The 14,038-nt window shown below is 68.4% G+C and carries 14 protein-coding genes; 10 read left to right on the forward strand and 4 right to left on the reverse strand.

What is annotated here, in order from left to right:
• Nucleotides 1–270: 270 nt before the first annotated feature.
• The 10 genes from eutB to GR328_RS17150 all read left to right on the forward strand — a co-directional run bounded on the left by eutB (nt 271) and on the right by GR328_RS17150 (nt 10,756).
• The gene (eutB, locus tag GR328_RS17105; protein ID WP_160885853.1) at nt 271–1,272 is read left to right on the forward strand and encodes a hydroxyectoine utilization dehydratase EutB; all 1,002 of its coding nucleotides are present in this window, start codon (nt 271–273) and stop codon (nt 1,270–1,272) included.
• Nucleotides 1,269–2,282, forward strand: coding sequence for an ectoine utilization protein EutC (gene eutC / locus GR328_RS17110; RefSeq protein ID WP_160885854.1), 1,014 nt, complete (start codon nt 1,269–1,271; stop codon nt 2,280–2,282). The genes eutB and eutC overlap by 4 nt, the downstream gene beginning before the upstream one ends.
• Entirely contained in the window at nt 2,279–3,460 is a 1,182-nt protein-coding gene (gene doeA, locus GR328_RS17115; RefSeq protein WP_160885856.1) for an ectoine hydrolase DoeA, read from the forward strand. The genes eutC and doeA overlap by 4 nt, the downstream gene beginning before the upstream one ends.
• A complete protein-coding gene (gene doeB / locus GR328_RS17120; protein ID WP_160885858.1) occupies nt 3,457–4,476 on the forward strand; it encodes a N(2)-acetyl-L-2,4-diaminobutanoate deacetylase DoeB in 1,020 nt (339 codons plus the stop codon). Before doeA ends, doeB begins: the two co-directional genes overlap by 4 nt.
• 186 nt (nt 4,477–4,662) lie before the next feature.
• Nucleotides 4,663–5,514, forward strand: coding sequence for an ectoine/hydroxyectoine ABC transporter substrate-binding protein EhuB (ehuB, locus tag GR328_RS17125; RefSeq protein ID WP_160885860.1), 852 nt, complete (start codon nt 4,663–4,665; stop codon nt 5,512–5,514).
• A gap of 73 nt (nt 5,515–5,587) precedes the next feature.
• On the forward strand, nt 5,588–6,253 hold the full coding sequence (gene ehuC, locus GR328_RS17130; protein ID WP_160885862.1) for an ectoine/hydroxyectoine ABC transporter permease subunit EhuC: 666 nt from the start codon (nt 5,588–5,590) through the stop codon (nt 6,251–6,253).
• Nucleotides 6,250–6,942, forward strand: coding sequence for an ectoine/hydroxyectoine ABC transporter permease subunit EhuD (gene ehuD / locus GR328_RS17135; protein WP_160885864.1), 693 nt, complete (start codon nt 6,250–6,252; stop codon nt 6,940–6,942). Before ehuC ends, ehuD begins: the two co-directional genes overlap by 4 nt.
• Entirely contained in the window at nt 6,939–7,742 is an 804-nt protein-coding gene (ehuA, locus tag GR328_RS17140) for an ectoine/hydroxyectoine ABC transporter ATP-binding protein EhuA (protein ID WP_160885866.1), read from the forward strand. The genes ehuD and ehuA overlap by 4 nt, the downstream gene beginning before the upstream one ends.
• Before the next feature lie 98 nt (nt 7,743–7,840).
• The gene (locus tag GR328_RS17145) at nt 7,841–9,352 is read left to right on the forward strand and encodes an NAD-dependent succinate-semialdehyde dehydrogenase (protein WP_160885867.1); all 1,512 of its coding nucleotides are present in this window, start codon (nt 7,841–7,843) and stop codon (nt 9,350–9,352) included.
• Between the two features lie 12 nt (nt 9,353–9,364).
• On the forward strand, nt 9,365–10,756 hold the full coding sequence (locus tag GR328_RS17150; protein WP_160885868.1) for an aspartate aminotransferase family protein: 1,392 nt from the start codon (nt 9,365–9,367) through the stop codon (nt 10,754–10,756).
• A 201-nt stretch (nt 10,757–10,957) separates the two neighbouring features.
• Here GR328_RS17150 and GR328_RS17155 read toward each other — a convergent pair whose 3' ends face one another.
• From GR328_RS17155 to GR328_RS17170, 4 genes are all read right to left on the reverse strand, one after another.
• Nucleotides 10,958–11,557, reverse strand: a complete 600-nt coding sequence (locus tag GR328_RS17155; RefSeq protein WP_160885870.1) for a nucleotidyltransferase family protein — start codon at nt 11,555–11,557, stop codon at nt 10,958–10,960.
• Nucleotides 11,554–12,573: a molybdopterin-binding protein gene (locus GR328_RS17160; RefSeq protein WP_160885872.1), complete on the reverse strand. Its 1,020-nt coding sequence runs from the start codon at nt 12,571–12,573 to the stop codon at nt 11,554–11,556. Before GR328_RS17160 ends, GR328_RS17155 begins: the two co-directional genes overlap by 4 nt.
• The gene (locus GR328_RS17165) at nt 12,570–13,262 is read right to left on the reverse strand and encodes an XdhC family protein (RefSeq protein WP_160885874.1); all 693 of its coding nucleotides are present in this window, start codon (nt 13,260–13,262) and stop codon (nt 12,570–12,572) included. The genes GR328_RS17160 and GR328_RS17165 overlap by 4 nt, the downstream gene beginning before the upstream one ends.
• A 62-nt stretch (nt 13,263–13,324) precedes the next feature.
• Nucleotides 13,325–13,648, reverse strand: a complete 324-nt coding sequence (locus GR328_RS17170; protein WP_160885876.1) for an XdhC family protein — start codon at nt 13,646–13,648, stop codon at nt 13,325–13,327.
• Nucleotides 13,649–14,038 lie beyond the last annotated feature (390 nt).

Consider the following 14,038-nt stretch of genomic DNA (forward strand, 5'->3'; position numbering starts at 1 on the left):
GATGCGCCTTTCCTGCGCGCGGAGCACCCGCCGATGCACTTCCCGCTCCCGTCCTCGGCCCGCATCTGCCTCCATCATTGTTTCATGACAATATAAAGATTGACATGAAACTTGGTGCGCCACACCATCGCTTTGTCCTGACGAGAGGTGATGGATGCACGCAGTCGTCACAAAAGAATCCGGCTTCGGACCAGTTCAATTCGATGCGACACACGCAAACGTGGGCGCCGCCTCGAACCTCGCCGTTCCTGCACCGGCAGGTCCCCGGCCATGATCGCTGTGGGACCGGACCGGATCGCCGAGGCTCAGGCCCGCATTGCCGGACGCGTCCGGCGCACGCCGCTGGCGCCCTCTCCCAGCCTCTCCGCCCGCGCCGGCGCCCCGGTCCTCCTCAAGCTCGAAAGCCATCAGGCGACCGGCAGCTTCAAGCTTCGCGGCGCGACGAATGCGGTTCTTTCCTTGAGTCAGGAGGCGCGGCAGCGCGGCCTCGTGACCGCATCGACCGGCAATCACGGCCGCGCCCTCGCCCACGCGGCGAAAGCCGAGGGCGTGCGGGCCGTGATCTGCATGTCGGCCCTCGTTCCCGCCAACAAGGTCGAGGCGGTGCGCGCGCTGGGCGCCGAGGTGCGCATCGTCGGCCGATCGCAGGACGACGCGCAGGAAGAGGTCGAGCGCCTGGTGCGCGAGGCGGGCCTGACGGCGGTGCCGCCCTTCGATCATGCGGAGGTCATCGCAGGCCAGGGAACGATCGGCCTGGAGATCGCCGAGGCCCGCCCCGATGCCGAACTCGTTCTGGTGCCCCTCTCCGGCGGCGGGCTCGCCGCCGGAACCGCCATGGCGGTCAAGAGCAGGCTGCCGCGGGCGCGGGTGATCGGCGTCTCGATGGAACGCGGCGCAGCCATGCACGAGAGCCTGCGGGCCGGACGACCCGTCCTCGTCGAGGAGATGGAAACCCTCGCGGATTCCCTCGGCGGCGGCATCGGCCTGGAGAACCGTTACACCTTCGCCATGTGCCGGGATCTTCTCGACGAGATCGTGCTCCTGTCGGAGGAGGAGATCGCCGGGGGCATCCGCCACGCCTTCACGGCGGAAGGCGAGATCGTGGAGGGAGCGGGCGCGGTCGGAATCGCGGCGCTCCTGGCGGGCAAGGTCGAGGTGAAGGGGCCGACCGTAGTCGTGGTCTCGGGCCGCAACATCGACGAGGCGCTGCACGGATCGATCGTGAACGCCGCCGCCGGCGAAGCCGTCTCCCCGGGAGGATACACCCCATGACCCGGATGCTCGTTCTCACCGAACCCGATCTGCGCGAGATCGTGCGTCTCGACGCGAGCGCGGTGGCATGCGTGGAGGAAGCCTTTGCGGCGCTCGCCACCAAACCCGTCGTGATGCCGCCGATCCTGCGCCTCGACATCGTCGAGCATCGCGGCGAGGTGGACGTGAAAACCGCCTATGTGCCCGGCCTCGACGGGTTCGCCATCAAGGTGAGCCCGGGCTTCTTCGACAATCCGAAAATCGGCCTGCCGAGCCTCAACGGCCTGATGATCCTGTTCAGCACGAGGACCGGCCTCGTCGAGGCCCTCCTCCTGGACAACGGCTATCTCACCGACGTGCGCACCGCCGCGGCCGGAGCGGTCGCCGCCAAGCACCTGTCGCGGCCGGATTCGCAGGAAGCCGCGATCCTGGGCGCGGGCATCCAGGCCCGCCTGCAACTGGAGGCGCTCACCCTGGTGCGGCCAATCAGGCGGGCGCGCATCTGGGCGCGGGATTTCGCCAAGGCGGAATCCGCGGCCCGCGATCTCGCCACGTCGCTCGGCATCGCCGTGGAAGCGGTCCGAGACCCGCAGGGCGCCTGCGCGGCCGCCGACATCGTCGTCACCACTACCCCCGCGGAGCAGCCCATCCTGAAGGCCGAATGGCTCAGGCCCGGCCAGCACGTCACCGCCATGGGGTCCGATTCCGAGCACAAGAACGAGATCGACCCCGCGGCCCTCACCCGGGTCCGCTACGTCGCCGACAGCGTGGCGCAGACGCGCCGCCTCGGCGAGTTGCATCACGCCATCCGGGCCGGAGCGATCGACGGGACGCGTTCGTTCCCCGAACTCGGTCAAGTCATCGCCGGGCAGGCCCCCGGCCGCGAAGGCCCGGAGGACATCACGCTCTGCGACCTCACGGGGACCGGCGTGCAGGACACCGCCATCGCCACCCTCGCCCATGCCCGCGCCCGTGACGCGGGCGCGGGCCAATCCATCGACACCCAGAAAGCAACCGGAGATCGTCTGTGAGCGCGCCCAACCTCAATTTCAGCAGAGCGGAATATGCAGAGCGCCTCGCCAAGACGCGCAGGGCGATGGAACAGGCGGGGATCGATCTCCTGATCGTCACCGACCCGTCCAACATGCACTGGCTGACGGGCTACGACGGCTGGTCGTTCTACGTGCATCAATGCGTGCTCGTGCCGCCGGAGGGCGAGCCGATCTGGTTCGGCCGCGGCCAGGACGCCAACGGCGCGAAGCGCACCGCCTATCTCTCGCACGACAACATCCTCAGCTATCCCGACCACTACGTGCAGTCGACCGAACGCCACCCGATGGACTTCCTGTCCGGCATCATCGAGGCGCGCGGCTGGAGCAGGGGCGTCATCGCGGTCGAGATGGACAACTACTACTTCTCCGCCGCCGCTTATCTGTCGCTGGTGAGGCACCTGCCGAATGCGACATTCAAGGATGCGCTGTCACTCGTGAACTGGCAGCGCGCCGTCAAGAGCGCGACCGAGATCGACTACATGCGCAAGGCGGGCCGTATCGTCGAGGCGATGCACAGGCGCATCGTCGAGACGGTGGAGCCGGGCCTGCGCAAATGCGATCTCGTCGCCGAAATCTACGATGCGGGCCTTCGCGGCGTCGACGGCCACGGCGGCGACTACCCGGCGATCGTCCCGCTCCTGCCCTCGGGCGAGGAGGCCTCCGCGCCGCATCTCACCTGGGACGACCGCCCGATGCGAAAGGGCGAGGGCACGTTCTTCGAGATCGCAGGATGCTACAAGCGCTATCACTGCCCGCTCTCGCGCACCGTCTTCCTGGGCAAGCCGACGCAGGCCTTTCTCGACGCCGAGAAGGCCGTGCTGGAGGGCATGGAGGAGGGCCTCGCGGCGGCCAGGCCCGGCAATGTCTGCGAGGACATCGCCAACGCGTTCTTCGCCGTCCTCAAGCGCTACGGGATCGTGAAGGACAACCGGACCGGCTATCCCATCGGCCTGAGCTATCCCCCCGACTGGGGCGAGCGCACCATGAGCCTGCGCCCCGGCGACAGGACCGAACTCAAGCCCGGCATGACCTTCCATTTCATGACGGGTCTGTGGCTCGAAGACATGGGCCTCGAGATCACGGAGAGCATCCTCATCACCGAAACCGGCGTCGAGTGCCTCTCCAGCGTGCCGCGCCAGCTCTTCGTGAAGCCATGAACGCCGTCACGCCGATCAAGCGCCCCTCCCCCGTCACCGCCAGCGTCGATTTCGACGCGGACGGCGTGCAGCACGGCTTCCTGCGCCTGCCCTACAGCAGGGACGATTCGGCCTGGGGCTCGGTGATGATCCCGATCACAACCGTCAAGCGGGGCGAGGGGCCGACGGCGCTGCTCACCGGCGGCAATCACGGCGACGAATACGAGGGGCCGGTGGCCCTCTTCGATCTCGCCCGCACCCTCGACGCGCAGGCGGTGCAGGGCCGCGTCATCATCGTGCCCGCCATGAACTACCCGGCGTTCCGCGCGGGCACCCGCACCTCGCCCATCGACCGGGGCAACTTGAACCGGAGCTTTCCCGGACGCCCGGACGGCACGGTGACGGAAAAGATCGCCGATTACTTCCAGCGCATTCTGCTGCCGATGGCCGACATCGTGCTCGACTTCCATTCCGGCGGGCGTACCCTAGACTTCCTGCCCTACGCGGCCGCCCACGCGCTGCCGGACAAGGAGCAGGAGAGGCGCTGCTTCGATGCGGTCGCGGCGTTCTCGGCGCCCTATTCCATGCGGATGATCGAGATCGACGCGGTGGGCATGTACGACAGTGCCGCCGAGGAGATGGGCAAGGTGTTCGTGACCACGGAGCTGTCGGGCGGCGGCACGTCCTCGGCCCGCACGGTCGGCATCGCCAAGCGCGGCGCGATGAACGTGCTCAAGCACGCCGGCATCGTCGCGGGATCGCCGGAGACCGGGCCGACCCGCTGGCTCGACATGCCTTCGGGCGAGTGCTTCCGCTTCGCCGAGGACGACGGGCTCGTGGAGCCTGTCGTCGATCTCGGCGACCGGGTGCGGGAGGGCGACGTGATCGCGCGGATCCATCCGGTCGGGCGCACGGGGCAAGCCCCGTCCGAGTACCGGGCCGCCCTCGACGGCATTCTCGCGGCCCGGCACTTTCCCGGTCTCGTCAAGACCGGGGATTGTCTCGCCGTCGTCGCAACCGTGGAGGAAGCGAACTGAATCGAACTCAACCGCCGCCAGCGGCAACGCTGCAAGCCGGATCAACCGGCACGCGGCTCTTCAAGAGCATCGCACGCGCAAGCGGGAACCAGTTTCGCGTGAAAGGATGCTCAAGCCAAAAGAACAGCATCGGATGTGGGTTCGATCGTACGTCCGGTGATCGATAACACCAGAGGAGAAGACCAGATGAAGACCATGATCCGCTACGGCGTCGCCGTTCTCGCTCTCGCGGCAGGCCTCGGGGGCGCGCAGGCGCTCACCCTCGAAGATGTGAAGGAAGCGGGCTACATCCAGGGCGCCACGGCGAACGAAGTGCCCTACGGCTACATGAAGGAGGACGGCACCGCCGCCGGCATCGGCCCGGACGTCGCGATCGCCGTGCTCAAGCGCATGGGCATCGACGAGGTGAACTGGACGGTGACGCCGTTCGGCACCCTGATCCCCGGCCTGAAGGCCCGCCGCTTCGCCTTCGCGGCCGCCGAGCAGAACATCTCGCCCGAGCGCTGCAAGCAGGTGTCGTTCACCGAGCCGAATTCCAGCTATGGCGAAGGCCTGCTGGTGAAGAAGGGCAATCCGAAGAAGCTGACCACCTATGCGGACATCGCCAAGGATCCCTCCCTCAAGGTGGCGGTCGTCTCGGGCGCGAACAACATCGACTTCCTGCGCGCCGTCGGCGTGAAGGACAGCCAGATCGTCATCATCCAGGCCAATGCCGACGCGCCCGCGACCGTTCAGTCGCGCGTGGACGCCTATGCGGCGACGGAGCTCACCGTGTCGAAGCTCGCCGAAGGCAGCGAGGCCGTCGAGCAGGTGCGGCCCTTCACGGATCCCGTCGTCGACGGCAAGCCGGTCCGCAATTACGGCGGCTTCGCCTTCCGTCCCGAGGACAAGGAGCTGCGCGACGCCTTCAACAAGGAACTCGTGGAATTCCGCAAGACCGAGGATTACCGGAAGATCCTCACGTCCTACGGCCTGAGCGAGGAGAGCATCAAGGCCGCGGCCGCCAAGAACGTCGCCGACCTCTGCGCCGGAAAGTAATCCCGCTTCGTTCGAACCGTCCGGCCGGGGCTCGCCCATCCCGGCCGGATGAACGCCGTCAGGAGTTTCGACGATGACATGGACGCAATATCTGCCTCCCCTGCTGAAGGGTGCGCAAATCACGGTGACGATCTCGCTGGCCTCGATCGCCCTCGGCGCGATTCTGGCCTTCGCCGCCGGCATCGCGCGCACGTCGAGCAACCGGATCCTGTCGGGCATCGCCTTCGTCTATATCGTGCTGTTTCGCGGTACGCCGCTTCTCGTCCAGCTGTTCTGGTTCTACTACGCGCTCCCCCTGATCGGCATCTCCTTCGATCCGATCACGACGGGCATCATGACCCTGTCGCTCCTCACCGGCGCGTTCGGAGCCGAGGTGGTGCGCGGCGCTCTCCTCTCGGTGCCTCACACCCAGCTCGAGGCCGCGCGGGCGCTGAATTTCAGCAAGAGCTACACGCTCTGGCACATCTCGATGCCGCAGGCCGTGATCGAGATGATGCCGGCCTTCGGCAACCTCGCCATCCAGAATCTCAAGGACACGGCCCTGGTCTCGCTCATCTCCATCGCCGACCTGACCTTCCAGGCGCAGTCCATGCGCAACATCACCCTCGACAGCGCGACGGTCTACACCCTCACCCTCGTCGGCTACTTCATCATCGCCCTGTGCCTGATGCTCGTCATGCGGTTCATCGAGAAGAAGCTGAGGCGCGGGCCGGCCTTTCCCCGGAGCGCCCATTCATGATGTACGGTTATGCCTGGGACACGACGACGCCGCTGACCTTCGCGATCTCCATTCTGCCGATCCTCGGCATCGGCCTGCTGGTCACGCTCAAGGCCGCGGCGGTCGGCTATGCCATCGCGCTCGTTCTCGGCCTGGTGCTGGCGCTTCTGCGCCGCAGCCGGTTCAGGATCGTCTCCTGGACGGTGGCGGGCTTCACCGAGTTCGTCCGCGACACGCCGCTGCTCGTCCAGCTCTTCTTCCTCTACTACGTCCTCCCGGATTTCGGCATCGTCCTGCCGGCCTTCATGACGGGCGCGCTCGCGCTGGGCCTGCAATATTCGGCCTATACGTCGGAGGTCTATCGCGGCGGCATCGATGCGATCCCGCGCGGCCAGTGGGAGGCGGCGACGGCCCTCAACCTCAGCCGCCTCCGGACATACCGCGACATCGTCGTGCCGCAGATGGTCCCGCGCATCGTGCCCTCCCTGGGCAACTATCTCGTGTCGATGCTCAAAGAGACGCCGGTTCTCTCCGTCGTGACGGTGCTCGACATGCTCGGCCTCGCCAACATGATCGGCGAGCGGACCTTCGAGTATCTGGTGCCGCTCTCCATGGTCGGCCTGATCTTCCTGCCGATGACCCTCATCTGCTCGGCTCTCATCTACCTGGTCGAGAGAGCCCTGCCCAAAAGTGGGATTCCCCTGAGATGAACCCGATCATCCGTTTCGAGAACGTCACCAAGCGCTTCGGCGCGCTGACCGTCCTGGACAATTTCAACTTCGAGGTCGCGCGCGGCGAGAAGGTGACCCTGATCGGCCCGTCGGGCTCCGGCAAGTCGACGGTCCTGCGCATCCTGATGACCCTGGAGCCCTTCCAGGAGGGGCATCTGGAGCTCGACGGAATCCCCTACCACGAGCCCGGCGGCCACGGTCCGTTCAAGGCGAGCGAGAAGCATCTCCACAAGATCCGCTGCAATGTCGGCATGGTGTTCCAGAGCTTCAACCTGTTCCCGCACATGACGGTCCTGCGCAACATCGTCGAGGCGCCGGTGGCGGTGCTGAAGATGAAGCGCGACGAGGCGGAGAGCCGCGCCACCGAATTGCTGCGCATGGTCGGCCTCTACGACAAGAAGGACCATTTCCCGAGCCAGCTCTCGGGCGGCCAGCAGCAGCGCGTCGCCATCGCCCGCGCGCTCGCCATGCGCCCCCGCGTCCTCCTGTTCGACGAGCCGACCTCCGCCCTCGATCCGCAGCTCGTGGGCGAGGTGCTGGGCGTCATCCGCGACCTCGCGCAGGAACACGACCTGACCATGCTCCTGGTGACGCACGAGATGCGCTTCGCCCGCGAGGTCTCCGACCGGGTCTGCTTCTTCGACAAGGGCCGCATCGTGGAGCAGGGCGACCCGGAGCTCCTGTTCAGCAACCCGCAGCAGCCGCGCACCCGGGAGTTCCTGAGCTCCATCCTCGGCGAGCCGGCGCCCGCGCGAGAAAGTCTCCGGCGTGTTCCGTGAAAACCGAGAGAATCTCTCCCGCCCCGCCGGAGAACCGAAAGTGTCTCGCTGTCCGAAGCGCTAGCCTCGCCCTGATCCGATTTCCGAAAGGGCGACGCATGAACGCGATGACGCAGACCACCGCCTCCATTCCCGCGAAGGCGAACATCCACACGGCGCTCTCCCGCCTGCGGGATCCGCGCCTGCTCCGGGAGATGGCCTATATCGACGGCCGCTGGACGGCCGCGCCCGACGATGCGCGCTTCGAGGTGAACGATCCGGCCACGGGCCTGAACGTCGCCCGCGTGCCGCGCCTCGGCGCCGCGGCCGCCGGGCAGGCGGTGGACGCCGCGGCCCGGGCGCTCCCCGCCTGGAAGGCCCTGCTGCCGCAGGAGCGCGCGGCGCGCCTTCGCGCCTGGCACGCGCTCATGCTGGAGAACCGCGAGGATCTCGCCCTCATCATGACGCTGGAGCAGGGCAAGCCCCTCGCGGAATCCACCGGCGAGATCGATTACGCGGCCTCCTTCGTGGAATGGTACGCGGAAGAAGCCAAGCGCCTGAACGTGGAGAGCGTCACGAGCCACCTGCCCGGAGCGGAGATGCTGGTGCGCCGCGAGGCGATCGGCGTCGCGGCCCTGCTGACGCCCTGGAACTTTCCCTCCGCCATGCTCACGCGCAAGGCCGCGGCCGCGCTGGCGGCCGGCTGCACCCTGGTCGCCCATCCCTCCTCCTACACGCCGCTCTCCGCGCTCGCGCTCGCCGAACTCGCGGAGCGCGCGGGCCTGCCGCCCGGCGTGTTCAACATCGTGACGGGCGACGCCGAGCCCATCGCGAACCGCTTCTGCGACGACGAGCGCGTGCGCGTCGTCAGCTTCACCGGCTCCACGGAGATCGGGCGCAAGATCGCCGCGCGCTGCGCCCCCACCATGAAGCGCCTCGTGATGGAGCTCGGAGGCCACGCGCCGCTCATGATTTTCGACGATGCCGACCTCGACAAGGCGGTCGAGATCGCCATGGCGGCGAAGTTCGCCACCTCCGGCCAGGATTGCCTCGCGGCCAACCGCATCTATGTGCAGCGTTCGATCTATCCGGCCTTCTGCGAAGCCTTCGGCCGGCGCATCGCCGGCCTCAAGGCGGGACCGGGCCTCGACAGGGACGTGGAGATCGGGCCGCTGATGCACGCCAATGCGGTGGCCAAGGCGCAGGCGCAGATCGCGGACGCGCTCGCCCTCGGGGCGCGCCGCGTCACGGAGGAGAAGCGGACCGAAGGCCCGCTCTTCATGACACCGACGCTGCTGGCCGACGTGCCGGACGGCGCGCTGATCATGCGCGAGGAGACCTTCGCGCCGGTCGCGGCAGTGACGCCCTTCGACACGGAAGACGAGGTGGTGGCGCGGGCCAACGCCACCGAGTACGGCCTTGTCGCCTACGTGGTCACCGAGAACGGCGCCCGCGCCCTGCGGCTCGGCCGGGCCCTCGAATACGGAATGGTCGCGATCAACCGCGTGAAGATCACCGGCGCGCCCGTTCCCTTCGGCGGCGTGAAGCAGTCGGGGCTCGGCCGCGAGGGCTCGCGCCACGGCCTGGAGGCCTTCACCGAGCTGAAATACCTTTGTCTCGACATTCATTGACCGGAGAGTCCCATGCTGAACGAAACCAACAATCTCGACAACGAACTCAACGCCTGGGACCGGGATCACTTCTTCCATCCGTCCACCCACATGGCGCAGCACGCGCGGGGCGAGACCCCCAACCGCATCATCTCGGGCGGCGAAGGAGTCTACATCGTCGACCGGCAGGGCAAGCGCAGCCTCGATGCGTTTGCGGGCCTCTATTGCGTGAATGTCGGCTACGGCCGCACCAGGATCACCGACGCCATCGCCGCCCAGGCCGCCGCCCTGCCCTATTACCACGCCTATGTGGGCCACGGCTCCGAGCCCTCGATCCGCCTCGCCAAGATGATCATCGACCGCGCGCCGAAGGGCATGAGCCGCGTGTTCTTCGGCCTGTCGGGCTCCGACGCCAACGAGACCAACATCAAGCTCGTCTGGTACATCAACAACGTGCTGGGACGCCCCGAGAAGAAGAAGATCATCTCGCGCTGGCGCGGCTATCACGGCTCCGGCCTGATGAGCGGCAGCCTCACGGGGCTCGCCGCCTTCCACAACCTGTTCGACCTGCCGCGCCCGCCGATCCTGCACACGGAGGCGCCCTATTACTTCCGCCGTCCCGACAGGAGCATGAGCGAGGAGCAGTTCTCGCAATATTGCGCCGACAAGCTCGAGGAGATGATCCAGGCCGAGGGCCCGGAGACCATCGCGGCCTTCATCGGCGAGCCGGTGCTCGGCACGGGCGGCATCGTGCCGCCGCCAGCGGGCTATTGGCAGAAGATCCAGGCCGTCCTGGACAAGTACGACATTCTGCTCATCGCCGACGAGGTCATCACGGGCTTCGGGCGTCTCGGCACCATGTTCGGCTCGGATCATTACGGCATCAGGCCGGACCTCATCACCATCGCCAAGGGCCTGACCTCCGCCTATGCGCCGCTCTCGGGCGTGATCGTGTCCGAGAAGGTCTGGCGCGTGCTGGAGCAGGGCTCCGACGCCTACGGGCCCATCGGCCACGGCTGGACCTACTCGTCCCATCCCCTGTGCGCGGCGGCGGGCGTCGCGAACCTGGAAGTGGTGGACGAGCTCGACATCGTCGCCAATGCCCGCGAGGTCGGCGCCTATTTCAACCGGGCGCTCCAGGAGGCGGTGGGCTCGAACCGCTTCGTGGGCGAGGTGCGCGGCGAGGGCCTGATGGCGGCGGTCGAGTTCGTGCGCGACCGGGACGACCGCGTCTTCTTCGATCCCTCCGAGAAGGTGGGCCCGCGCATCACGGCCGCCCTGCTGGAGCGCGGGGTCATCGCCCGCGCCATGCCGCAGGGCGACATCCTGGGCTTCGCCCCGCCGCTCTGCCTGACCCGCGAAGAGGCCGACATCGTGGTCTCCGCCACGAAGGATGCCGTCGAGTCGGTCGCCGCGACTCTTTGAGGCCTTGCGACCCACCGGGTGCTCCGGGCCCCCGGACCGCGCCGCACCTCGTCATGGCTCTTCATCATGGCCGGGCCCGTCCCGGCCAGCTCGATCGGAAGGACGCTGCGTTTCGGACCATCGGGATCACCGGCACCGGGCCGGTGATCCCGGAAGACGGGATGGCGTGGGAGGTGCGTCGCGCCGGCGGCTCCCCCGCCGTCACGGCCGGAGCCCGGCGAGTTCCTCCCTCGTGTCGATGTCCTGAGCCACGGCCGGATCCGTGGTCGGCCATTCCAGGACGTCGGGCCTCCCGCGCAGAACCGGGCCCGCTCCGGCGTCTCCGGAGAGGCTCTCGATCTCCCCTTGAAGCGCGCGCGAGAGGACGACGGGGTTGCCCCGCCGGCCGTTCAGGGTGGGGACGAGAGCCGCGGGCTCTCCCCCGTCCCGCCAGGCGGCCGCGAGAGCGTCGATGAGACCGGCCGTCACGAACGGCATGTCCCCGAGGAGAACGATCGCGGCCCGGGCCCGTCGCGGCAGCGCGGAGAACCCGGCCTTGAGGGATGTGGAGAGCCCCTGCGCATACAGGGCGTTGCGAACGATCCGGACGGGGAGCCCCTCGAGCGCCGCCGCGACCTCCTCCCCGAGATGGCCGGTCACCACGACGACGGGATCGGCCGTGGACCGGATCGCGGCCTCGGCCGCATGGCGCACCAGGGACTTGCCGCCGACCTGCGCCAGAAGCTTCGGCTCGTCGCCGAAGCGCGTGCCGCGCCCGGCCGCCAGGAGAATGGCCGCAACGTCGCTTGTCTCCCGGCTCATTCCTCGCCCCTGCTTGTGCCGCCCTCGCGCGGCTGCGGCCGCGAGACGATCTCCATGAGAAGCCCTCCGACCCCGAGAGCCGTGATGTCGGCCCGCGTCACGGGCACGTCCGCCAGAAGGCGGTGCAGGATCCAGTCGAACCCGTTCTCCTTCGGGGAGCGGGCGCAGCCCGGGGCGCCGATGACGGGCTTTCCGGCGATGGAGCCGATGAGGAGCAGGTTGCCCGGATCCACCGGCATGCCGAAATGCTCCACCCGTCCCCCGGCCCTCTCGATGGCGGCGGGGATGACGTCCCGGCGGTCGGCGATGGCGGAGGCGCCGAAGATCACGATGAGCTGCGCGACGTCCTTGGCCTGACCGGCCAGCTCCTGCGCCAGGGCCGCCGCCTCGTGGGGCACCCGGCGGTCCGACACGATCCGGGCATCGGCGGGTTCCAGCCGCTGGCCGAGCACCGCGAGGGTCTTGTCCACCACGCTCGGCTTGAGGCCGGGAAGAAGCGTCGAGATCACCCCGAGCGCGCGGCGCTTGTAGGGGGCGACGCGCAGGGCATCCCTGCCGGCCCGGGCGATCCCGGTCTGCAGCAGGGTCTCAGGGATAGCATAGGGGATGATCTTGACGGTGCCGACCATCTCTCCCGCGACGACCGGCTTGAAGGCGGGCAATGTCGCGGCGGTCATGGCCTCGTCGACGGCGTTGAGGCCGTCGATGGCGCCGGCATCGATCAGGAGAACGCCCGACGCCTCCGCGTAGAGGTTGGAGCGCCCGGTGAAGGGCGCTTCGACGACGACGTTCTCGCCGGCCAGCGCACGGGCGAGCCGGAGAGCCGCCTCGTCCTCGGCGACGTCGCCGGGCTCGTACCGCGCCGCGATGATCGTCTCCACCCCGGCCTGCCTCAGCCGCATTGCCATGTCGGGCGAGACGAGGGTTCCCTTCCTCACCACGACATCGCCCGCGCGCACGCTGTGGGCGGCGAGCGCGCCGATCGCCTCCTCCACGGGAACGGGACCGAACCTCACGCCGAACGCCTCCGCTCCTTGCGCAGGGTCGCGACGATCTCGGCCAGGATCGAGACCGCGATCTCCGCGGGCGACACGGCTCCGATATCGAGGCCGATCGGTGCATGGATGCGGGCGAGGTCCGCTTCCGTGAAGCCGGATTCCGTCAGCCGCTGCACGCGCCGCTCATGGGTTTTGCGCGAGCCGAGGGCGCCGACATAGAAGCATTCCGACCGCAGCGCCGCGGCGAGCGCGGGATCGTCGATCTTCGGATCGTGGGTGAGCGCCACGAGTGCCGTGTAACGGTCGAGCCCCATCTCGGGCAGGACGGTGTCGGGCCATTCGGCGAGGACCGGCGCGTCCGGAAAGCGCTCCGGCGTGGCGAAGGCCGTGCGCGGATCGACGATGGTGACGTCGAAATCCACGGCCCGGGCCATGGGCGCGAGCGCCTGGCTGATATGAACGGCACCGATCACCGCCAGTCTCACCGGCGGCGCCTGCACGGTCAGGAAAAGCTGGCGGCCCTCCTGCTCGACGAGGCCGCTCCTGCCCTGGCGAAGCCTGTCCCGCAGCTCGTCTGCCAGCGGGTCGCCTGCGATCTCCGCCTCCCGGACGAGGCGCTGCTCGCCCGAGGCGATGTCCGTCACGAGGATGGCGGCCCGCCGGGCAGCGCGCTCCGCGTTGAGGTCGGACAGGAGGCTCAGGCGCATGCGGTTCCCCCGCCTCCGTGGCAGAGGAGCGAGACACGCACTCGCAGAGGATCGGCGCTCATCTAGTCCACCCGCTCCACATAGATCTTGATGCGCCCTCCGCACGACAGGCCGACCTGCCAGGCGGTCTCGTCGGCGACCCCGAATTCGAGCATGCGCGGCTTCCCGTCGGCGATCACATCCAGCGCCTCGGTGATGACCGCGCCTTCGACGCAGCCGCCGGACACGGAGCCGAGAAAGTTGGTGTCCCCGTCGATGACCAGGTGGCTGCCGACGGGCCGGGGCGCCGATCCCCAGGTCTCGACGACGGTGGCGACCGCGACGCCCCTGCCCTCGCGCCTCCAGGCTTCCGCGTTCTTCAGGATTTCGGCGTCGGTGGAGAGCATGGTTTTCCCGGCGGAGAGGCGGCTCACGCAGCCGCGCGACGATCGATACTGCCATCACCTTCCCTCGCGCCGCAACCCGCATGCGAGAGCATCGGGCGTGAAGAGCGCACCCGCACCGTCGGGATCGATCCGAGGCTCCCACCTTGGACGGGCGTGTCGTGTCATGGCCGGCCCCGTGCCGGCCATGACGATCCGAAAGGCATGGAGCTTCACGGGGTCGGGACCACCGGCACAAGGCGGTGACGACGTGGAGGAGCTGGCGAAAACCGGATCCGCTTGTTCGCACGATGCGCGAGGCCGCCGATGGCGAGCGGCGGGCGGAACGTTGACACGCGCGGCGATGGGGCGTCTGATCGGCTGCGAACAAGCACCATGTCGGATGGCTCGCGG

The sequence above is a fragment of the Microvirga makkahensis genome (assembly GCF_009830105.1).
GTDB lineage: Bacteria > Pseudomonadota > Alphaproteobacteria > Rhizobiales > Beijerinckiaceae > Microvirga > Microvirga makkahensis.

Bases quoted from the DNA above. Each gene is read 5' to 3' on its own strand.
- eutB (WP_160885853.1), top strand. From the start codon at position 271: ATGATCGCTGTGGGACCGGACCGGATCGCCGAGGCTCAGGCCCGCATT.
- eutC (WP_160885854.1), top strand. From the start codon at position 1,269: ATGACCCGGATGCTCGTTCTCACCGAACCCGATCTGCGCGAGATCGTG.
- doeB (WP_160885858.1), top strand. From the start codon at position 3,457: ATGAACGCCGTCACGCCGATCAAGCGCCCCTCCCCCGTCACCGCCAGC.
- ehuB (WP_160885860.1), top strand. From the start codon at position 4,663: ATGAAGACCATGATCCGCTACGGCGTCGCCGTTCTCGCTCTCGCGGCA.
- ehuC (WP_160885862.1), top strand. From the start codon at position 5,588: ATGACATGGACGCAATATCTGCCTCCCCTGCTGAAGGGTGCGCAAATC.
- ehuD (WP_160885864.1), top strand. From the start codon at position 6,250: ATGATGTACGGTTATGCCTGGGACACGACGACGCCGCTGACCTTCGCG.
- ehuA (WP_160885866.1), top strand. From the start codon at position 6,939: ATGAACCCGATCATCCGTTTCGAGAACGTCACCAAGCGCTTCGGCGCG.
- GR328_RS17145 (WP_160885867.1), top strand. From the start codon at position 7,841: ATGAACGCGATGACGCAGACCACCGCCTCCATTCCCGCGAAGGCGAAC.
- GR328_RS17150 (WP_160885868.1), top strand. From the start codon at position 9,365: ATGCTGAACGAAACCAACAATCTCGACAACGAACTCAACGCCTGGGAC.
- GR328_RS17155 (WP_160885870.1), bottom strand. From the start codon at position 11,557: ATGAGCCGGGAGACAAGCGACGTTGCGGCCATTCTCCTGGCGGCCGGG.
- GR328_RS17165 (WP_160885874.1), bottom strand. From the start codon at position 13,262: ATGCGCCTGAGCCTCCTGTCCGACCTCAACGCGGAGCGCGCTGCCCGG.
- GR328_RS17170 (WP_160885876.1), bottom strand. From the start codon at position 13,648: ATGCTCTCCACCGACGCCGAAATCCTGAAGAACGCGGAAGCCTGGAGG.